Genomic DNA, 21,554 nt, shown 5'->3' on the forward strand with positions numbered 1-21,554 from the left:
TCAATAAATGAATCTAGGCTCGTTATCCTGAAGTCTATTTTTTTATAGATAAAACACATTGCCAGCAATAGCAAAACTCAATTGCTGAGGGAAGTAATGTACAATTAATTTCAGTATGGAACGTTGCGGTTTATTCTATTTTTTTATTACCACCATGCTTCCACCTGTACACCAAAATTCCAGGTGTTGCTGGCCGTGCCATCCTGAAATGATTTCCCCTGCTCAGAATCATTCAGGTACGAGGCAAAGATGCGTAATTCCGGACGTGACATGAACGCCGGTCCATCCGCTAACCCCAGTGCAATGGTGTATTTCTCGCCACCCTGTTTGTACTGACTGCCATCTTTGTGGTCATCTTTCTGGTAGAAGACACCGACTTCGCCAATAGCGCGGACATAATCGGTGAATTGATACTGTGCACGGCCAACCAGCGAGATCAACCGGCTTTTATCGATTTGGGCGCTGATATTGTTTGCCGAGCCATAGGTCAATACGTGATTGAGCGAAAATTTATCGGTAATCGGGATCAGACCGGTATTGATCACCCGGTAGCCCGTGGCATCATCAGTATTGTTCCAAACGTCATACCAGCCGCCGCCCTGAGACACCATATTCTGCGCCAGACCTTTGGTGGCATACTGCAACACGATCTTGTCATAGCCACCCAGCATGTCCTGACTGATTTCACTGGTGAGCATCACGCCATTCTTGGCGTCGTACAGGCCACCATACTCTTTCTGTTTTTTGGTTGGATTAGGCATGGCGTAATCAATACCAAATTCTGTCCAGGCGCCAGACCAGGGTTTCCAACCGGCATAGCGTAGGTCGAGATAGTTGATGTTGAGGTCGTTATCGTTATTTACCCGGTAGTCCACATCATTGCCATCACCCCGGATCCAGGCCACTGAAACCGCGCCAGGACCAAAGGACAAATTTTCCACGCCCGCGCCCGCACCAGAGATATTCCAGTATTTAGTATCAATGATGTGCAGATCGTGGCGTTGGTAATAGCGTTTGCCGCCCCAGATCACCGCGTTTGGATCGCCAGGGATCAGACCTTTGATCTGTAAATTAAGCTGGCGGAGCCCGAACTGAGCGTTATCGCCAATAGTGGTTTCATTGTCAGTGGCACCGTTAGACACCATGCTGACCATACTGTCCACATAGAAACTGACATCATTTTTTTTGTAAACCTCACTGCCCAGCTCAACTTCGCCATAAGTGTCGGATTCATTTCCCAGACGACCTACCTTGTTTTTTTGCCACTCCTCCAGGCTGCCATTACGCGAGACACCCACACCAGATCGCAAATAGCCGTGAAAATCAATGGCAAACAGAGAAGGGGAAGTGAGTGTCACTGCAATAGCGACGGATAGGGTACGCAACGTCGTATTCATGTATGCCTCTTTTATTTGTAATACGTTCACATTTAAAAGGCTATGAAAGTACTAATTTATATAACAAGCAATTCTCTTATCAATTTATTGTGATTTAATGCAAATAAAACAGCGTTATTTGTAATAGGAAGTGAACTTGATCACTTGTTCTAATATGTGAACGAATAACTTTTATGGTGACTTTTTGACGTATTATAACGATAACTATGTTGGTGACGGAGTGCCTGTTACAATTAAGACATCACTATTGCAGGGAGCGAACCATGAAGTCGAAAAGTAGTACGTTAGAGGATGTCGCTCGTCATGCCGGCGTATCTTATCAGACGGTTTCCCGGGTACTGAACAAGTCTGCCAATGTGTCAGAATCCACGCGCCGCAAGGTTGAACAGTCTATTGAGCTATTAAGGTATGTGCCGAATCGTCTGGCACAACAACTGGTAGGTAAACGCAGCCGGACGTTGGGGCTGGTGACGATTTCACTGGCATTACATGCGCCTTCCCAGGTGGCGGCAGCGGTAAAACGTTACGCGAATACCGAAGGATATCTGGTGTTGATTTCAATGATTGATGAGAACGTCAATCATGCTATCCAGGACTCCATCAACGAGCTTAAGTCCCAACTGGTGGATAAAGTTATTATCAACGTCCCACTGGAAACGGCGGCGGCGGAAAAAATCGCTGCGGACAATGACGATATCATCTGTCTGTTTCTGGATGTTGACCCGTATAGCTCGGTGTTCAACGTCTCCTTCAATCCAGCAGATGGCACCCGCGCCAGCGTGAAGTATCTCTATGAGTTGGGGCACCGTGATATCGCGCTGTTGGCTGGTCCCCAGCACTCTATTTCAGCCAATCTGCGGCTGAAAAACTGGCAGGAGGCGCTGCATGATTACGGACTGAATCCCGTTACGGTGTTGCATGGTAACTGGGATGCGCAAAGTGGTTATGCGGGGGCGCTACAAATGATGCGGGAAACACCGCACTTCTCGGCGGTGCTGGTGGGTAATGATCAGATGTCACTCGGTGTATTGAGTGCTTTCCACCAACATCAATTGTCCATTCCCGGAGAGAAATCAGTAATTGGTTACGATAATACCTATGAAAGCGCGTTCTTTTATCCGGCATTAACCACCGTATCGCTGGATCTGGACTTGCAAGGCAAAGAAGCGGTGAGACGAGTGCTTGGGGTCAATGAGGACGACGCACAGCGTTCGTCGTCGATCCTGCCGGCAAAACTGGTGATACGTAATTCGACCGGGCCGCAGGTTCATGATGACAATAACTTGCAGCAGATTGCAGATGAATTGCGAGCGCTCGCTCAAAAGATAAGCCAGATGGGTGTTTGAGTGCCGGACGTGATACCTGCCAATCATGCCTGGAAAGGATTCCAGGCTGAGTAAGATAACGCCCTGCTTTGATAGAGTTGGCGTTTTGTAACCTACCTGCTCCGACAGAATATTCAATGGTCGGACATTTTATCTACTATACTTAAATTCGCTTTACTTTTAGTCACCTCCGCTCATGACGTGAGCGAATTCGAGCGGATGTTCGCACTCTCATAACTTTATTAAAGCACTGATACTCCTGTACCCATAAGGTTTGTCAGCTTTTTTGACGTTACTTTCAATACCACCTGTGCGGATTTTGCGCTCAGGTTAAAAGGCGATTATGAAAATATTCTCTCGATCACGGTTTAATTCGCGTGAATCCTCGTCGCCCTGGAATGATACTCTACCGGTAAGAGGCGAGTTATTTGGCCCGGAACGTTTGGAACAAAACGGGCGCACATTGGCTACCGTTCAGACGGTGACGAGTTCACCGCCTTTTGTTCCGCCGTTACACCATCGACTGAATGATAATGCTAAAGTGCTCCTGGCCGCTTATCGCGCCAATGCCGCCGAACTGGAAAAAGGCCGACGTGTGGTGCCGGCAGCCGAGTGGTTATTGGATAACTATCATCTGGTCGCTGAGCAGATTCGTGAAGTCCGCGAAGATCTTCCCCCACATTATTACCGACAACTGCCTAAGTTATCTCAGGGGCCGTTTGTCGGTTATCCCCGGGTACTTGGTCTGGTGTGGGCCTTTGTCGCTCACACGGATAGTTATATTGATCCAGAAGCATTACGCCGTTTCATCATGGCATATCAAGAAGTGCAGCCCTTGACGATCGGGGAACTGTGGGCTGTTGCCATTACCTTGCGTATTGTGTTGATTGAAAATCTACGCCGCCTGGCTGACCAAATGACCGCAGGGCGTCTGGCGCGAGCCGAAGCGGAATCCGTTGCGAATAATCTTTTGCGTGCCGGGGATGGGCAAGCTGCATTGGCTAATGAAATTGCCCGTTACAACAAGGCACCTTTGTCTGATACGTTTGCGGCTCAGTTGGTGAAACGCTTACGCGATCTGGATCCCCGAACTACACCCGCACTGGGATGGCTGGAATACCGACTGAGCCAGCAGGGAAGTTCGATGGATGAAGTCGTGCAATCCACCCAGCAACGCCTTGGCGCGTCCAACGTCACTGTGCGTAATATTATCACCAGCATGCGGCTAATCTCCGACATGGATTGGGCGACATTTTTTGAAAGTGTCAGTCTGGTTGATGTGTGTCTACGGGAAGGCAGTGCATTCGATGAGATGGATTTTACCACCCGCAATCTATACCGCAGTGCAATTGAGCATCTTGGGCGTCGGGCGCCGTGTACGGAATTGGATATTGCGAAAGAAGCCTTACTGATGGCGCAAGGTGATCCTGATTCATCGCCTTACGATGATCTCAGTGCCCGAAAACGCGATCCAGGTTATTACCTGATTGCAGAAGGGAGACCGCAACTGGAAGCGGCTATCGGTTTTCGGCCTGGCGCAGCACTGTGTTTTAACCGGTTTACCCGGCGTGTTGGCATGACCGGTTATCTGGGATCAATCGGGTTTTTTACTGCACTGTTATTCGCAGGGATAGGGGTCATATTGTCACTCCCCGTGGTTTCAGCCGTCTGGCTGATATTGATCGGCCTCGTCTGCCTGATTCCATTTTCTGAAGTTGCGATAGCCTGGGTTAACCGCCTGATTACCGCGTTATGCGGTGCCTCGCCATTGGCTGGGTTGGAACTATTATATGGTGTGCCAACGCGTTACCGGACCATGATAGTAATACCGACATTGCTGTCCAATGAGCAGGATATCCTGCAACAAATAGCGCAACTCGAAGTTCATTATCTGTCCAGTGGCCAGGGCGACATGACGTTTGCCTTGCTGACGGATGGTATTGATGCCGATACGGAAACTATCGAAAGAGATCGAGCGCTGTTAAGCCTGGCATCACGAACCATCCAGCAGCTTAATGATCGCTATGAACCGGGGCCTGCCGGCAGGCGTTTTTTATTGCTGCATCGTAAAAGACTGTTCAACGCCAGTGAAAATGTGTGGATGGGCTGGGAGCGTAAACGGGGAAAATTGCACGAACTTAACCGCTTATTGCGTGGTGCTACGGATACCAGTTTTATACCGGTTGAGCAACAAGCTGTTTATGTCCCGCCGGATGTCCGCTATGTGATTACGCTGGATGCGGATACGCTTTTACCTCGTGATACGGCATTAAAACTGATTGGCAAAATGGCGCACCCGCTTAACCAGCCATGCTGGGATGCCAGCGGTCAGCATATTGTCGCCGGTTATGCCATTTTGCAACCCCGTATTACGCCATCGCTGCCCGCAGGACATGAAGGGTCACGGTATCAGCGTATTTTCACTGCGCCGGGGGGCATTAATCCTTATGAAGCCGCAGTATCTGATGTCTATCAGGATTTATTCGGCAATGGCTCCTATACCGGAAAGGGAATCTATGACGTGGATGCTTTTGAACGGGCATTAGAGGGACGCATTCCTGAAAACACGTTATTGAGCCATGATCTGTTTGAGGGCAGTTATGCCCGTTCGGGACTGGCATCGGATGTTGAACTGATCGAAACTTTTCCCTCCCGCTATGACGTTGTTGTCGAGCGGCAACACCGCTGGACGCGTGGTGACTGGCAACTCTTACCGTGGATCCTGGGGCTGGCGCATACCGCTACAGGTAAGACGGCGTCGTTATCCGCAGTAGGACGCTGGAAGATGGTTGATAACCTACGGCGTTCGCTTTTAGCCCCCAGTTTGTTATTGATGATGTTTCTTTTTAATGTTTTGCCGTTGGCGCTGGCGTGGAAAGGTTTCCTCGTGGTGCTGTTGGTACTGGCATTCTCGGCTTATTTGCCGATTTTCTGGGATATTATTTCCCGCTGCTGGTGGGGACTGACACGCCAGAAGTCATTGCAGCAGAGCCATCCCCTCGAACATCTGCTAAGTGACCTCAAACTGGCATTCATGCAGGTCTTCCTCTTGCTGGCGTTTCTTCTCGATAATACCTGGCGAGTGCTTGATGCTCTCTCTCGTACCCTGGTGCGTTTGACTATCACCCGCAAGCATTTGCTGGAGTGGACGACCGCGGCGGAATCCGGGCGGCGCCCTCGTCTGACGCTGGTGGGCTTTTATGTTTACATGGCTGGCGGTTTGTTGCTTGGCGTGATTGTGGTGGGTGGCGCGCTGGTGATGTCACCCTGGAACTGGCCACTTTGGCTTCCGCTGGCATTGCTATGGTTAGCGGCACCCGTGTTGGCATTATGGGCCAGCGAAGAGCGTGCTATCACACGGGAGGAAAACATTAGCGAGGCGGATAAACAGGCGTTGAGATTGATCGCCCGGCGTACCTGGCGTTTTTTCGAAACCTTTGTCACTGAGCATGAACATGACCTGCCACCGGATAATTTTCAGGAGCGTCCAAAACCGGTTATTGCTCACCGTACCTCGCCCACCAATATTGGTCTGTATTTACTCTCCACGGTGTCAGCGCGAGATTTTGGCTGGATTGGCATAGAGAATGTGCTTGATCGTCTGGAAGCGACGTTCACCACTCTGGATCAGTTACAGCGTTTTAATGGCCATTTTCTTAACTGGTATGACACGCAGACGCTCCAGACATTATTACCGGCTTATGTCTCTTCGGTGGATAGTGGCAATCTGGCTGGTGATCTGATCGCATTGGCGAATGCCTGTGAGTTATGGCAGGAAGCGTGCTGGGAACAGGATGTTCGTGAGCCATTAGCCGACCATCTCCAACTGATTCGTGATGCGCTGTCTCGGCATCAGGAGACTCAGAATGAGCCTTTGCTACTCCAGTCGTTAGACAATATTGAGAATTTACTGAACAGTGATCTTGCCCCTGAACGTCTGTTATCGGCATCTCTTCGGCAGTTGGAACCGTTGTTGCAGCGAACTTATGCGTTGTTACCGCGAACTGATGATGGTGTTATCGTCGACCCCATTTTCTGGATGAATGCCGCGCGATCGATGTTAGTTGAGCAGGAGAGGGAACGGGTCTGCCCTGGTGCTCTGCGCGAGATGCTGGTTGAGCGGTTGCAGAACCTGGCTTCCCGGGCACGGACGATGGCGATGGAAATGGACTTTAAGTTTCTTGTTGACCCGGAGCGTAAGCTGCTGTCGATTGGCTATTTAATGTCGGAAAATCGCCTTGATGTCAGTTGCTATGATCTGCTGGCTTCCGAGGCGCGATTAGCCAGTCTGTTTGCTATCGCCAAAGGCGATGTCGGCACTCGACACTGGTTTCGTCTGGGACGGGGCGCCACGCGTATCGGCCGTAGCTCGGCACTAATGTCATGGTCGGGTTCGATGTTCGAGTACCTGATGCCATCGTTGTTGATGCGTGCGCCATTAGGGAGTTTGCTGGAACAGACGACCCGTCTGATTGTGGCGCAGCAGCAAACTTATGGCCGAAGCCTATCACTTCCCTGGGGCATTTCTGAATCGGCCTATAATGCGCGTGATATCGATTTCATCTATCAATACACCAATTTCGGTGTTCCTGGTCTGGGGTTGAAACGGGGACTGGCGGATAATCTGGTGGTGGCGCCGTATGCGACCGGGTTGGCAACCATGATCGATCCGCTTGCCGCCTGCCGAAACTATGAGCGCTTGGCGGCGTTGGGGGCTTCTGGCCGCTATGGATTTTATGAGGCAATGGATTTTACACCTTCGCGCTTGCCAGATAATGAAAAGGTGGCCATTGTTTACAGCTTCATGGCACACCATCAGGGGATGACACTGGTGGCGATCGCCAACACGTTGCATGATGGCAATATGCGCTGCCGTTTTCATCGTGAACCGATGATTCAGTCCTGTAACCTGCTGTTACAGGAAAGCCGGCCAGTGCACGTCGCTATTGCTGAGCCGCTGCCAGACGATGTGAAAGACAGCCGGAGTGAAAGCACTAATGAAGCGGCCATATTGCGGCGTTTTTCCGCTATACCCGTAGGGGCGCCCGTAACACATTTACTTTCCAATGGCCGCTATGCCGTGATGCTTACCACAACCGGATCCGGTTATAGCCACTGCCGTGGGTTAGCGGTTACACGCTGGCGGGAAGACCCGACCCGGGATAACTGGGGGAGTTTTATTCTGTTACGTGATATGCGCAGTGGAAGAATCTGGACTGCGGCTGACGAACATCCGTTAATGGAACCGGCGGGAAATCTGCCACCCCCTTCTAACATCATCAATAGTGCAATTGGCGAACCCCCCCATCGTCACGATGTTATTTTCGGGGAAGATCACGCCTCCTTCATCCGTTATGAACGCACATTGACCACTACGATGGATGTATTGGTTTCGTGTGAAAGCGATGGTGAAGTACGCCGTATTACCCTGACGAACAGTGGCCGGCGGCAGCGTGACATTGAACTGACGTCCTATGCGGAAATCGTGCTGGCTCCGCCCAGCGCCGATAATGCCCATACAGCCTTTTCCCGTTTATTTATACAAACAGAGTATCTGGATGAATTTTCTGCATTAATTGCTACCCGTCGGCCAAGAAGCCAGGATGAGCATCCGGTCTGGGCTGCACATTTTATGGTGCTGGAAGGGACGGATGGCAGCGAAATACAGTATGAATCCGACCGTGCGCGTTTTATCGGCCGGGGGAAATCAGTCATGACTGCCGATGCTATTTCAGGCCATAAGGCGTTGTCGAATACCACAGGCACGGTACTTGATCCCATATTTTCACTGCGTCAGCAGGTGACGGTTCCCGCCGGTAAAACGGTTCGTCTGGCGTTCTGGACCGTTATCGCTACCTCGCGTGAAGAACTGATTGATGTGATCGATAAGCATCATGATCGTAGTGCGTTTGAACGTGATAAAACCTTTGCCTGGACACAGGCTCAGGTGCAATTGCGTCATCTTGGTGTGAAGGCGGAAGAAGCGGCGGATTTTCAACGTTTGGCGGCCCCGGTACTCTATGCCGATCCGCGTTTTCGGGCCCCGGTTGAATCGATAGTCCGTGGTGCGGGAGCACAATCGGGTCTTTGGCCGATGTCGATTTCGGGTGATTTGCCCATTGTGCTGCTACGTATTGATGATATTGATGATATCGCCCAGGTTCATCAACTGCTGAGAGCGCATGAATATTGGCGTATGAAGTTGCTGAATGTGGATCTGGTCATCGTTAATGAGCGCGCATCGTCTTATATACAGGATCTACAGATGGCTATCGAAACAGCGATTCACAGTAGCCAGTCCAGACCGCGTTTGGGAGGGGCACAGACCCGGGGATCCGTATTTGCCCTGCGTGCGGACTTAATGTCGCAAGAGTCAAGGGCTTTGCTGCTATCGGTAGCGAGAATATCGTTGGTTGCCCGTCGAGGGGCAATTTCCCACCAACTTGACTTAATCCCGTATGCACCTCCCCGGCGTCGTCTGCCACGCATGTTAAAGCTGAGTGTGCCAGACAAGATGCCGCTGACGGAGGAACTCGAGTTTTTTAACGGTATTGGCGGGTTTGCCCGACAGGGGCGTGAATATGTCACGGTCCTCGAGGCCGGGCTCACAACCCCTGCGCCGTGGGTGAATATTATTGCCAACCCAACGTTTGGTTTTCAGGTGTCGGAAGTGGGTAGTGGTTACACCTGGGCGGAAAACAGCCGTGAAAATCAGCTGACGCCCTGGGGTAATGATGCGGTGTCTGATCCCGGTGGAGAAGTGCTGTACGTACATGATGATGTCAGCGGTGTACTATGGACGCCAACAGCATGGCCGATTAATGATGGTGGGTGCTACGTCGCCCGGCACGGGCTGGGTTATAGCAAGTTTGCTCATAATGCCAATGGCATTGAGCTGGAATTATTACAGTATGTCCCACTGGTTGATCCGATAAAAATATCTCGTCTGAAAGTACATAACACCTCAACGCAAGTGCGCTATCTGACTATTACTGCCTATGCCGAATGGGTGCTGGGTGGTTTACGTAGCGCCAGTGCGCCTTATCTACTCAGTCATGTAGATGCACAGACGGGCGCGATGCTGGTGAGTAATCTCTGGTCCGGCAGTTTTCCAGGACGCATCGGTTTTGCTGATTTAGCGGGTCAGCAGTCATCATTGACCGCCGACAGAACCGAATTTATCGGTCGTAATGGACAAATGAGGTTGCCAGCGGCACTGATGGAAAACCGTCAGTTATCAGGGAATGTAGCGGCCGGAGTCGACCCCTGTAGTGTGTTACAGACACAGATCCATCTGGCCCCTGGAGAGCAGACCGAGATAGTCTGGTGTATCGGTCAAGGGACCTCCGTTGAACAGGTCAGAGACCTGATTGAGAAATATCGGAAAATCGATCTGGATCAGGTGCTGAGTGAGGTTGAAGCGCATTGGGAGGCAATAACCGGTGCGATACAGATTAAAACACCAGACAGAGCAATGGACATTATGCTCAATGGCTGGTTGCTCTATCAGACGCTGTCATGTCGCATTCAGGCCCGTTGCGGGTTTTATCAGGCCAGTGGCGCATATGGTTTCCGCGACCAGTTACAGGATGGCATGGCATTGACCTTCTCCTACCCTCAGGAGACGCGGCAACACCTGTTGCGGGCGGCTGGACGACAGTTTGTCGAAGGTGATTTTCAGCATTGGTGGCTACCACATAGCGGTGCCGGGGTAAGAACCCATATTTCTGATGATCGTGTCTGGCTGGCTTTTGCCACCGCAACGTATGTGCAGGTCAGTCAGGATTACAGTGTTCTGGCCGAGTCCATCTGCTTTCTGGATGGGCCGCCGGTTGCCCCGGATGAGCATGATATCTTCTTCCAACCCATGCCGTGCGCTGAGTCAGCGTCTCTGTTTGAGCACTGTGCTCGAGGGTTGGATCAGTGCCTGTCGTTGACCGGAACTCATGGTTTACCGCTGATGGGGAGCGGGGATTGGAACGATGGCATGAATCGTGTCGGGGAAGGCGGGAAAGGCGAAAGTGTCTGGCTGGGATGGCTGCTCATCCGCACAATAGAAATCTTTGCCCCACTGGCCGATGCTTCGGAAGCAGAGCGCGTCTCACGCTGGCGTGAGCATGCCGAGTCGGTGCGGCAGGCTATTGAGCGTACAGCATGGGACGGCGCCTGGTATCGCCGGGCAACGTTTGATGATGGCACCTGGCTTGGCAGTCATAGCAATGATGAGTGTGTCATTGATTCGATCGTGCAGTCATGGGCGGTACTTTCCGGTGCTGCCATCCCTGAGCGCGCGGCGTTAGCCATGGCCTCGATGGAGGACTACCTGATTCGACGAAAAGAGGGACTGGCTTTGCTGTTCACGCCACCGTTTGATCACACTATGCATGATCCTGGTTACATCAAAGGCTACCCACCCGGTCTTCGCGAAAATGGCGGGCAATACACCCATGCCGCGCTGTGGGCGGTGCTGGCTTTTGCCCAGATGGGGGAAGGTGATAAAGCCGCAGAACTGTTTGCATTGCTTAACCCAATCAACCACGCTTCAACGCCGGAACAGGTTTCCCGATACCGGGTTGAACCTTATGTCATCGCTGCTGATGTTTATTCCGTTGCCCCCCATACCGGGCGTGGTGGCTGGACCTGGTACACCGGCTCGGCAGGGTGGATGTACCGGGCGGGTATCGAGGGCATTCTTGGCATTCATCGTGAAGGTGATCGGTTGATTCTTTGCCCTTGTATTCCATCACACTGGCCAGGTTTTGAGGCAACCGTCACGCTGGGGGACGCTCACTATACTATTCGCGTGGTGAATGATTCGCACCGGTGCCGAGGGATTGCACAGGCAACACTGGATGATGTGGCTATCCCCGTTGAGGCAGAGGAAGGATCGGTACCGGTTACGGTGGTGTCAGGGGATCATCAGATACTACTCACGCTGTGAGCGGGATCGGGATTTGAACAGCAGGAAAGTGGTTTAAGCGTTTTATCCATTGTCGGCAGAAGGTTGGCGAGTAATTAAGCCTCCATATAACATGTCCATAGCGGACGATGTTCAGTGGCGGCTACTATTGTTTGCGCCTTCTGCCGATAAACAGTGGGTTAGTATGTCACGAAAGCTGATTTACCTGCATAGACTGCCGCACTGCCAAGTTCCTCTTCAATTCGCATTAACTGATTGTATTTTTCTATACGTTCACCACGACATGGTGCCCCGGTTTTAAGATGACCAGCCATCAAACCGACTGTCATATCGGCAATAAAGGAATCCACGGTTTCGCCACTACGGTGCGATATAAATGTCCCCCAACCATGTTGATGGCACAGGTGAACCGCATCAATGGTTTCACTCAATGAGCCAATCTGGTTCAGTTTTATCAACGCTGCATTGGCTAACTGTTCATCTATCCCACGCTGTATGTATTTTACGTTGGTAACAAACAGGTCATCGCCGACCAATTCCACCTGGTGTCCAATGGTGTCATTAAGATATTTCCACCCGTCCCAATCATCTTCTGCAAGGCCATCTTCAAGCAGAATGATGGGGAAGTTTTTAATCAGCCCCTGGTAATAATCTGTCATTTCCTGGGATGTTAAGGCGACATTTTCGGTGCGGAGATGATATTTACCCTCTTTACAGAATTCGCTTGATGCCGGGTCCATACATATTCCGATATCATCCCCAGGACGATATCCGGCTTGCTCGATTGCCTGGACAATCAGTTCCAGCGGCTGTCGATTGGATGAAACGATAGGCGCAAACCCGCCTTCATCGCCAACACCGGCACTCAACCCCTTACTGATGAGAATTTGTCTTAAGGTTTGATAAACTTCGCTACCCCAGCGCATGGCTTCACGGAAAGTAGGCGCGCCCACTGGCGCAATCATATACTCTTGGAAATCTGCGCCCTGACCCCGGGCGTGAACGCCGCCATTGATGATATTCATACAGGGTACAGGTAATAAATTGGCGCTCATTCCCCCGATATAACGGTAAAGTGGCATGTTATAGACTGACGCCGTTAAACGAGCCACGGCCAGCGAAACACCCAGAATGGCATTGGCACCCAGTTTGCTTTTATTTTCTGTGCCATCAAGCGCAATCATTTTATTATCAATTGCTTTTTGATCCCGTATGTCCTGGCCAATAAGCATGTCGCTTATTTCATGTGTGATGCTGTTTACCGCATTCTTGACGCCTTTCCCGCCAAACCGGTTTTTGTCTCCATCACGTCTCTCTATAGCCTCTCTCTCGCCAGTGCTCGCGCCTGATGGTACGGATGCTCTGGCAAAAGCGCCACAGGGAGTATATACCTCTACTTCAACGGTTGGGTTGCCTCGGGAATCCAGAATCTCTCTGGCCAGGATTTTTTCAATTTTGAAACTCATAATGACTCCTAATTAAGCATTAATATGTTTTATAAGCACATCAACATCAAGGTGATTGATAAATTCAAGGGAACGGGAACTGATAATTCCCAAAAATCGATTAGTATGTCCCGCGATGACAAGATCTATATTTTTTTCATGGATAAGTTTTTCAACATCATCGAATCGGCGTAATGTGACGAGTACGACTGTATCGACATTTTCAGGAACAGCCGTAACGACTTTACTAAACATTGACTTGGCTTCTATTACTTCTCTTGATTGCACACCCTCCGTACGAGAGTCAGAAATATAATTCATGGCAAGATAATTGAAACTAATATGCCCAAGTGTGATTTTCATATTGCCATTATCTGAAATCTTTGCCGCGTGCCTTAATAAAATGGCGCCGTCTTTCTCATCATGGATTAAAACCAATGCGTGTTTATAGATATTCATGGCAGTCTCTCTTGTTGCTGACGTTATTGAGTGAATCCCGGAAGACGGTTTTTCCCGGCTCATTGACGCTGACAGACAGGTAGTATCGGGACCGATAAGTTTTACCTCCATGAGCGGAGGAATATGGAATGTCACAGGCTCTTGGCCAGGCGCAGCCAATTATGTTGGTATCAGAATTTTTATAATCAGTCATGTAACACATAATCTCCCCTGAAATAGTGCAGAAGAGAAACAGATGTCGAGAAAAATAGCCTGACATACGATACTCCTCCTTGATTAAGGAAACGTAAGCCAGGCGTCATCAGCTATATTCTATAGCGGTTGGGGAAGGTAGTACGCCATTACCTTTTATAGGTATGAATATAGACCACACATTATATCTTCACAACCGACAGACTGTATGGAAGTGTTACGTATTGACTCAGGGTGATCACTGTTTTGGCGATCACCCGAAGTCACTGGCCGCTTGAGCAAAGCGCCTTCATTTGCGCGGTGTGCCGTCGCCTGTATCAGCAATCCTCTATGATCAAATAAGCGGCATTGACCGGACCATGCACCCCGACCACTTTGATCAGCTCAATATCTGCCGTGGAGCTGGGCCCACTGATGAGATTGATGCAAGAAGGCATACGCTCACCTTGCTGCGCCATCTGATGCAGGCGCTGCGCCAATTGGGCGACGCGTGGCAGTATAGCGCTCTTGCGCAGCACAAAGATCGAGGACTCGGGTAGTAAACTGATCGCACAGCCTTGCTCCGCTGTCGAGAACAGTACTACACCACCCGACTCAGTCAGGCCGTACTCGGCGTAGACCACACCAATTTTGGCTTGTTCGGCCTGGCGGATCGGCGCATTACTGTCGATTGATGACCAGACTGCCGCCTGACATTCACGCTGTAGCCATGGGGTAATGCCCAGAGTGGCCAGCCGGGAATCACCACTTACGATCACCGGAGCATGTCCATATCGGTCACACAGTTGTAACGCCGCCTGTGCTACATCCGCTTCAGACGTCAGTTCACAGTGCGTCAGCATGACATTGGAAGCAATGTCGATAAACGTCTCATATCGCTGTTGGATGCTCAGTTCCGTTAGCCGTGTGCGGGCATAATTGTTCATCAGCGTTGGGAGCGGTTCTGGTGTATGACGAACGTCGCGCCCAAGTTGTTGAGCGATCCCGGCCAGAAATGCATCACGGTTTTCCATTATTTATTCCCCTGCGCCTGATGTTTTTTGAACCAGCTGCGAAAGCTTTCACCGTCGGCTTCCGGTAGATCCCGTGCTTCGGTCCATTCTCCGATGGCACCGATGTCGATCGGCGCTTTACCGCCTTTAATGAACCAGCTTGCCGCACGTGCGCCAGCAACCATACCGACTTTCCACAGCGCTGGATGACTATTGACGTAAGTGAACATTTTGGTCGCTCGCTGCTCGGCCCTGGATGTCATGCCACTTTCCGCCATGATGCGCCGGTGTTTGAGGATCAGTTTTGAGAGCGGAATCCGCACCGGACATACCGAGTCGCAGGCGGTACACAATGAGCAGGCGTAAGGCAGATCTTTGAAATCCTGATAGCCACCTAACAGTGGAGAAAGCACAGCACCAATCGGTCCGGGATAAATCGATCCGTAACCATGACCGCCGATATGGCGGTAGGCCGGACAAGTATTCATACAGGCCCCGCAGCGAATACAGCGCAAAATATCGCGAAACGATGAACCGAGTACCTGTGAGCGACCGTTGTCGACAATCACCAAGTGAAACGCTTCCGGACCATCAACATGGTTCGCCTGGCGTGGACCGGTCAGCCAGGTGTTATAGCCGGTCAAGCGCGCCCCTACCGCGCTGCGTGCCAGCAAAGTGATCAGTACGTCCACTTCTTCAAACGTTGGTGCGATACGCTCCATGCCCATCACCGCGATATGGGTTTTGGGCAAGGTGGTGCACAATCTGGCGTTACCCTCATTGCTGACCAGGCAAACCGAGCCGGTTTCCGCCACGGCAAAGTTACAGCCGGTGATACCAACCTCGGCGCTGAGAAAATCCTGGCGAATTTTCTGGCGGATAAACAGGGTCATTGCCTCTGGCGTTTCCGGGCCGTCATAGCCGAGTTTTTCATGCAACACCTGGCGAATCTGATAACGATCCTTATGGATGGCGGGCACTACCACATGGGAAGGCGGATCCTGGTCCAACTGTAAAATATACTCGCCAAGGTCGGTTTCAATGACGTTGATGCCGGCTTCCTGCAATACGTGGTTGATACCGATCTCTTCGGTAACCATTGATTTGGATTTCACCACCTTGCTGGCATTTTTAGATTGAACAACCTGTAGGATGTACTGGGTGGCCTCTTCTTTGGTTTTTGCGAAGCAGACATGACCCCCGTTGGCGATGACCTGTTCCGATAATTGGTAGAGATAGGCGTCCAGATTACTGAGCACATGGTCGCGGATTTGCCCGGCATAGTCACGCCACGCTTCCCAATGGCCCAATTCATCCACCATTTTCTGTCGATTGGTGCCGATACGCTCCTGCGCGTTGGCGACGGCCTTGCGCATGATAGGGTCTTCAATCTGGATACGGATGCGATCCTTGAATTTTACGTCGCTGGTTTTCAGGTACATATCAATTCCTTATCGACTCATCAGTGCTTCGGAGATGTGCATCACTTTGACGGGATGACCTTCGCGCTGTATGCGCCCACCAATGTTGATCAGGCAACTCACGTCGGCGCTAATCAGATAATCCGGTTGAACGGCCATCATATGGCTGACCTTTTCTTTGACCATTTCGCCGGAGATCTCCGCCATTTTGACCGAAAAAGTGCCACCGAATCCGCAACAGGTTTCCTGGCCTTGAAACGGTAACAGTTCCAGGTCTCTGATATGGCTAAGCAGTGTGAGCGGCTCTTCGCGAACGCCCATTTTACGGAACAGGCTACAGGAGGGATGATAGACCGCTTTGCCGGGTAACCGGGCGCCCACATCGGTTACCCCCAGATGATTGACAATAAATGACGTGAGATCGTGCATACGGTTGGCGACAGCTTCGGCGCGGCGCATCCACTCGGGTTCCGCCGTCAGATAGGTAGAATAGCTCTTGATGGCGTAGGTACAGGAACCCGCTGGCGAAATAATCGGATCGTTGTTTTCTTCCAGCGCGGCAATAAGATTTTTCATCCCGGGAATAGAATCCTTGATGTAGCCGCTGTTGATGGAGGGTTGTCCGCAACATCCCTGTTTTTCCGGAAAGTTGACCGTACAGCCAAGCTGTTCCAGCAGTAGCACGGAATCGCGTGCCATACGTGACTTGAGAGCATCACCGATGCAGGTGACGAAAAAATTAATGTTCACGACAATTCTCCTGTTGCGCTAGCGGATTAAAATACCTGGCTGGAATTGACGTTTGTCCAGGTTGTCTATTGCCATCCTGATTCTGTTTTTAACGCTTTGCGGCATTGTTATCGGTATTGCTATTTTGCATGCATAGACGCTTCATCTGTTTCTGCCATCATAAAGTCAGCGATGACGTAGAAACGTCTGATCTCCCCAGATGTAATTAATGGGTTGGTAAATTGGGATCGGATAGTTCAAAAAAACGATGCCATCCCAATAACCATTATTAAAAACACTATGTGAATTTAAGGGCAGATATCCCGTTTACTCATTGCGACAAGATGCTGAACTCAGCATGATTATCACCCAAAATATGATGTCTTATGTTATTATATAACGCCGTTATCTATCGATTAGAGGACAACTTTATGCCGCATCATTACACCGGGCTGGCAAAGAAGCCATATGAGCTGTATTTGCCGGTTTCTGTCCCTGAAGAAGTGAGTGACTTGCCGCGTCCGGTCTATTTTCGAACCTACCCGTTGAAAAAAAAGATATATATCGTGCGACATCAACATGCGTTTATTGAGTTTCTCTATGCGCGTGAAGGCAGTATGCGGGTGGAGATTGATGGCAAAACGCTTATTGTGCCGGTATTCCATGGCATATGGATTCCCGCCAATACGCCGCACCGTATATGGGCTATGAGTGATGTGCTACTCGAGTGTTTATATCTTGAACCTGATTTCATCAATATTAACAACAGTTACTGTAACGTAGTGATAATCAGTCATTTTGTTAGGGAATTTATTCATTACGCTACGGAAAACACTCCCGTTCTTTATGATGAAGATCAGCACGATGGTATGCTGGTAACGGTATTGGTTAATCTTCTTTTACAACTGCCGGATGCCGGGTTTTCGTTATCCTGGCCACGTTCCCCTACATTTATGCATGTCTGTAGAGAGATACAGGCAAATCCGGGTATGGCTCATAGCATTGAAGAGTGGGCAGAGAAAACCAGTATGTCGATACGCACTTTTTCGCGTCGTTTTAAAAAAGAAACGGGTATTTCATTCAGCGAGTGGAAAAAGAAAATGAGGTTATTGGAATCCGTCATCATGCTGAAAAATAATCGCAGTGTTACCCAGGTGGCCCTGGATCTTGGTTACTCCGGCATTGCGTCTTTTACCTTCGCTTTTCGCCAGATGTTTGGCGTTCCTCCGACACGTTACTAACATTTGCAATCCAATACTCATATCGGCGGAAGGGGATCAAGACGGCTGCCGCACAATGCCGTTCCGTTTTAAACGGATGGCCAGATGGGCATCGATTGTAGTGTCGAAAGGGGGGAGATTCCCTGACTTCCTCTGCATAAAAATCTCTCTTGGCTAAACAGATATTTTAGCCGTATACGTTAATAAGTATGGAGGGCGGTGGCGCAAAAGTATCGGACTGGACATTGTGATTGTTTCCGAGGCGTTTTTGCTACAACATCATTCTCTTCAATATTAACACTTTTATTCTGTCTGTCTCCTCAGTATAAATTAATGTGCCTTACCAATTAGGGCGTAAAATGCCTAATCAAATAACAAATGCACTCGATTTCTACTACTAATTTTATATGATTATCGGTTTGTAACTTTGAAATAATATAAAACAAACATAATGACTACATTTATAAAGCCGGAAGATATTTACTTTTCAGTGAAGATATTTTGTCTGTTCTTTTTTTTATTCAATAAAAATGTGATATTGATCATACTCCATGGCTGTGTGAAAGTGATATTTAATTACAGATCAATCCTGAAAATTTAGGAGTAATACACTATGAATCATCTGGAGCTACAGGCAATGCGCCAGCTTTTTCTGTTGAGTGTAGAGGAAGCTGCGCTCCATATTGCTGGAGATGGGAACACCGAGCAATGGTTAATGTGGGAAAGAGGGGAAAAGGAAATTCCTCCCTCGGTTATTGAAAAACTATCTCACCTTAATAAGGAAAGAAAAGAGAGGATTAACGCTATCATTAAAAAAATAAACAATCGAATTGGTAATAACACCATGCGATCCTTTATCGATTTTGATGCGTTTCTTTCGGTTTATACGGATGGTGACTTTTTGGAATGGAAGGTGTATCAATCCGTCGCCAATGAGCTTTATTCCCGCGATCTGGAACGATTGTGTTGAAGGGATAGATAAATGATAAATACGATCATACTTGTGGGACCCCGCGCGTCAGGAAAAACGACAGTAGGAAAGATGCTTGCAAGATGTTTGAAGCTTAGCTTTGTTGACACGGATGAAATGGTACAGAGAAAAACCCATAAAACGATTGCACAGATTGTCGATGAACAGGGCTGGGATGCCTTCCGTATGATCGAAAGCCAAATATTGAAGGAAGTTGCCATTTCCGGTTATATCGTCGCTACTGGTGGGGGAATGGTGATTTCAGAGATGAATCGTAATTATATAAAAAATAAAGGTATTGTGTTTTACCTTTCAACATCGGTCGAGATGGTGATCAGGCGTCTCGAATCCAATCCGGCGGTAAACCAGCGTCCTTCGCTGACGGGGCTATCCATTACCGATGAGATTTCCGATGTGATCAGAATACGTGATCCGCTTTATCATGATGCGGCCCATTATGTGATTAATGCCAACGAAGAAAAAGAACAGGTTGTCGAGGCGATTAAGTCTATATACCGTGCATTGCTGAATGACGCTGCCAACGATGTCTCTCGTCTTTTTCCCATTGAGAGGGCTACTCATTCAGAATAACATCTATAGCGTTCTCATTGACTCATAATATTCGACAAGGGAACAGGACGTTGGGTAAATTCTGTTTCTGGTAATGTACCCTCTATTTTTAGGGTATTTCAAAAATAGAGGGTACATGTTGCATTTATGTCCTGATTTATGTGAATGAAAATGGTTTTTTTATTTTATTTATGTCACTTGGCTCACAATATTATTTATCATCGGTTTCTCTATAGAAATAATCTATGGGTTTTTAAGAAAAAATTAATTATTTATTGTGCTAAATAGTTGGTAATGTAAAAGGTATCGAAATATTTTATTCTGGAGTCTACTTGTGGCCATTTAAAACCCTGTTTTTTGTCTTCACTCTGTCAGATATTTTACCGTGAAGTGCGGGGAGGATGAATAGTTACACCTGTTTTTTACCGCTTATTTTATTCATTGGAATAACACTAAAAAATCGTATTGTCATACTTTCGATAAGCAGAATTTTGGGCTGTAAGGTTTTTGAAAGACGGGAGTCATTTATAAATTTTCAGGCTCTGCACTGAGAACCCAGGAGAGAAACAAGATTATCACTCATTCAATGGACTACGCATTTTTGGCATCCGGGCAGGGAAGATAATACCGGTCATTGCATCAAAAACATCCTTTTCTGAACCGAAGGCCTGTATGAAAAATCGCTATATACCGACTGCGTTCGGGTTATATCTTAACTATCTGGTGCATGGGATGGGTGTCATATTGATGAGCCTGAATATGCAGCACCTGGAGCAACAGTGGCAAACTGATGCAGCTGGCGTGTCGATCGTCATTTCGTCATTAGGGATCGGTCGGCTAAGTTTGCTGTTGTTCGCCGGTTCGCTTTCAGACCGATTCGGTCGTAAGCCTTTTATCTACCTGGGAATCATTTTCTATCTGGTGTTCTTTCTGGGTATCCTTGGTACGAAGAGTATCGCCGTCGCATACTGCTTTGGCCTTATGGCAGGCATGGCAAACAGTTTTCTTGATTCCGGCACCTATCCGACATTGATGGAAGCGTTTCCCAACAGTCCTGGCACAGCTAATATCCTCATCAAAGCATTCGTTTCCTGCGGACAATTTCTGTTACCGATGGTGATTAGCGTATTGGTTTGGGCTAATCTCTGGTTCGGCTGGTCGTTCCTGACTGCTGCTGGCATCATGTTGCTAAACGCGGTATGTCTGTTCCGGCACCCTTTTCCCCCTTTTCGGCCTACACCTAAAGTAGATAAAAAACCGAACACGTCAGCGCAAAGGCGCACTAACGGTTGCACCTGTTCTAAACTGGATCTCGTTAGTTTCATTGTTTATGGATACATTTCCATGGCCACCTTCTATCTGGTCAGCCAGTGGTTGGCACAGTATGGACAGTTTGTGGCGGGTATGCCCTATGAGATGTCGATCAAATTGCTGAGTCTTTATACCGTAGGTTCCCTGTCGGGTGTTTTTATTACCGCTAGTCTGGCGAAGAAAGTCACCAATTCCAGTATGGTGTTGATGCTCTGTACGTTTGTCTCATTCATCACACTGTTGTTTGTGTGTCTGCACCCGACCGTTGCGACAGTGTTCGTGTTTGCCTTTGTGATTGGTTTTTCTGCTGCGGGAGGCGTCTTGCAATTGGGGTTAACGATCATGGCGCTCCGTTTTCCCCATGCAAAAGGGAAGGCTACTGCTATTTATTACAGTGCGGGCAGCTTGGCTACTTTCACTGTCCCCTTGATTACCGCCTGGCTGTCGCAAATCAGTATCGCCAGTATCATGTGGTTCGATGTCGGCCTCGCCGCTGTTGGTTTCCTGACAGCACTGTTTATTGGTTATCGTGACATGGAAGCGCGCATCAACATGAATCAGATAGAGATTTAACACCTGGCTGACAGGGAACAACACCGCGGG

General features: G+C 49.1%; 12 protein-coding genes and 1 riboswitch. Of the genes, 6 read left to right on the forward strand and 6 right to left on the reverse strand.

Going from position 1 to position 21,554, the window contains the following annotated elements; genetic code table 11:
- Positions 1–146: 146 nt before the first annotated feature.
- Positions 147–1,397, reverse strand: coding sequence for a maltoporin (locus CWC46_RS10980; RefSeq protein ID WP_021016537.1), 1,251 nt, complete (start codon positions 1,395–1,397; stop codon positions 147–149).
- 263 nt (positions 1,398–1,660) lie between these two features.
- Between CWC46_RS10980 and CWC46_RS10985 the strand changes: the two genes are divergently transcribed.
- Both CWC46_RS10985 and CWC46_RS10990 read left to right on the forward strand, forming a co-directional pair.
- The gene (locus tag CWC46_RS10985) at positions 1,661–2,743 is read left to right on the forward strand and encodes a LacI family DNA-binding transcriptional regulator (protein ID WP_021016536.1); all 1,083 of its coding nucleotides are present in this window, start codon (positions 1,661–1,663) and stop codon (positions 2,741–2,743) included.
- A gap of 322 nt (positions 2,744–3,065) precedes the next feature.
- Positions 3,066–11,663 (forward strand): glycoside hydrolase family 94 protein, encoded by an 8,598-nt coding sequence (locus CWC46_RS10990; protein WP_021016535.1) that lies wholly within the window; start codon positions 3,066–3,068, stop codon positions 11,661–11,663.
- Between the two features lie 158 nt (positions 11,664–11,821).
- Here the strand turns inward: CWC46_RS10990 and eno are convergent, their stop codons facing one another.
- From eno to CWC46_RS11015, 5 genes are all read right to left on the reverse strand, one after another.
- The gene (gene eno, locus CWC46_RS10995) at positions 11,822–13,108 is read right to left on the reverse strand and encodes a phosphopyruvate hydratase (RefSeq protein ID WP_021016534.1); all 1,287 of its coding nucleotides are present in this window, start codon (positions 13,106–13,108) and stop codon (positions 11,822–11,824) included.
- Between the two features lie 12 nt (positions 13,109–13,120).
- Positions 13,121–13,546 (reverse strand): adenine nucleotide alpha hydrolase family protein, encoded by a 426-nt coding sequence (locus CWC46_RS11000; protein WP_021016533.1) that lies wholly within the window; start codon positions 13,544–13,546, stop codon positions 13,121–13,123.
- Between the two features lie 285 nt (positions 13,547–13,831).
- Positions 13,832–13,901: riboswitch (Fluoride riboswitch) on the reverse strand.
- 154 nt (positions 13,902–14,055) lie between these two features.
- Positions 14,056–14,751 carry a LutC/YkgG family protein gene (locus CWC46_RS11005; protein WP_021016531.1) on the reverse strand — a complete coding sequence of 232 codons (696 nt, stop codon included), beginning with the start codon at positions 14,749–14,751 and terminating at the stop codon, positions 14,056–14,058.
- Positions 14,751–16,172 carry a LutB/LldF family L-lactate oxidation iron-sulfur protein gene (locus CWC46_RS11010; protein ID WP_021016530.1) on the reverse strand — a complete coding sequence of 474 codons (1,422 nt, stop codon included), beginning with the start codon at positions 16,170–16,172 and terminating at the stop codon, positions 14,751–14,753. Before CWC46_RS11010 ends, CWC46_RS11005 begins: the two co-directional genes overlap by 1 nt.
- A gap of 9 nt (positions 16,173–16,181) precedes the next feature.
- Entirely contained in the window at positions 16,182–16,901 is a 720-nt protein-coding gene (locus CWC46_RS11015) for a (Fe-S)-binding protein (RefSeq protein ID WP_021016529.1), read from the reverse strand.
- Positions 16,902–17,311: 410 nt separating this feature from the next.
- On the opposite strand from CWC46_RS11015, the gene CWC46_RS11020 reads away from it, so the two are divergent.
- From CWC46_RS11020 to CWC46_RS11035, 4 genes are all read left to right on the forward strand, one after another.
- Positions 17,312–18,121 carry a helix-turn-helix domain-containing protein gene (locus tag CWC46_RS11020; protein ID WP_021016528.1) on the forward strand — a complete coding sequence of 270 codons (810 nt, stop codon included), beginning with the start codon at positions 17,312–17,314 and terminating at the stop codon, positions 18,119–18,121.
- 592 nt (positions 18,122–18,713) lie between these two features.
- Positions 18,714–19,070: an Aca2/YdiL-like domain-containing protein gene (locus CWC46_RS11025; RefSeq protein WP_021016527.1), complete on the forward strand. Its 357-nt coding sequence runs from the start codon at positions 18,714–18,716 to the stop codon at positions 19,068–19,070.
- Between the two features lie 12 nt (positions 19,071–19,082).
- Positions 19,083–19,661, forward strand: a complete 579-nt coding sequence (aroL, locus tag CWC46_RS11030; RefSeq protein WP_037381862.1) for a shikimate kinase AroL — start codon at positions 19,083–19,085, stop codon at positions 19,659–19,661.
- Between the two features lie 651 nt (positions 19,662–20,312).
- A complete protein-coding gene (locus CWC46_RS11035; protein WP_021016525.1) occupies positions 20,313–21,524 on the forward strand; it encodes an MFS transporter in 1,212 nt (403 codons plus the stop codon).
- Positions 21,525–21,554 lie beyond the last annotated feature (30 nt).

The organism is Prodigiosinella confusarubida (assembly GCF_002847015.1).
GTDB lineage: Bacteria > Pseudomonadota > Gammaproteobacteria > Enterobacterales > Enterobacteriaceae > Prodigiosinella > Prodigiosinella aquatilis.

Coding starts and splice junctions, on each gene's coding strand:
- CWC46_RS11035 (WP_021016525.1), top strand. CDS start 20,313: ATGAAAAATCGCTATATACCGACTGCGTTCGGGTTATATCTTAACTAT.
- eno (WP_021016534.1), bottom strand. CDS start 13,108: ATGAGTTTCAAAATTGAAAAAATCCTGGCCAGAGAGATTCTGGATTCC.
- CWC46_RS10985 (WP_021016536.1), top strand. CDS start 1,661: ATGAAGTCGAAAAGTAGTACGTTAGAGGATGTCGCTCGTCATGCCGGC.
- CWC46_RS10990 (WP_021016535.1), top strand. CDS start 3,066: ATGAAAATATTCTCTCGATCACGGTTTAATTCGCGTGAATCCTCGTCG.
- CWC46_RS11000 (WP_021016533.1), bottom strand. CDS start 13,546: ATGAATATCTATAAACACGCATTGGTTTTAATCCATGATGAGAAAGAC.
- CWC46_RS11010 (WP_021016530.1), bottom strand. CDS start 16,172: ATGTACCTGAAAACCAGCGACGTAAAATTCAAGGATCGCATCCGTATC.
- CWC46_RS11020 (WP_021016528.1), top strand. CDS start 17,312: ATGCCGCATCATTACACCGGGCTGGCAAAGAAGCCATATGAGCTGTAT.
- aroL (WP_037381862.1), top strand. CDS start 19,083: ATGATAAATACGATCATACTTGTGGGACCCCGCGCGTCAGGAAAAACG.
- CWC46_RS10980 (WP_021016537.1), bottom strand. CDS start 1,397: ATGAATACGACGTTGCGTACCCTATCCGTCGCTATTGCAGTGACACTC.
- CWC46_RS11005 (WP_021016531.1), bottom strand. CDS start 14,751: ATGGAAAACCGTGATGCATTTCTGGCCGGGATCGCTCAACAACTTGGG.
- CWC46_RS11025 (WP_021016527.1), top strand. CDS start 18,714: ATGAATCATCTGGAGCTACAGGCAATGCGCCAGCTTTTTCTGTTGAGT.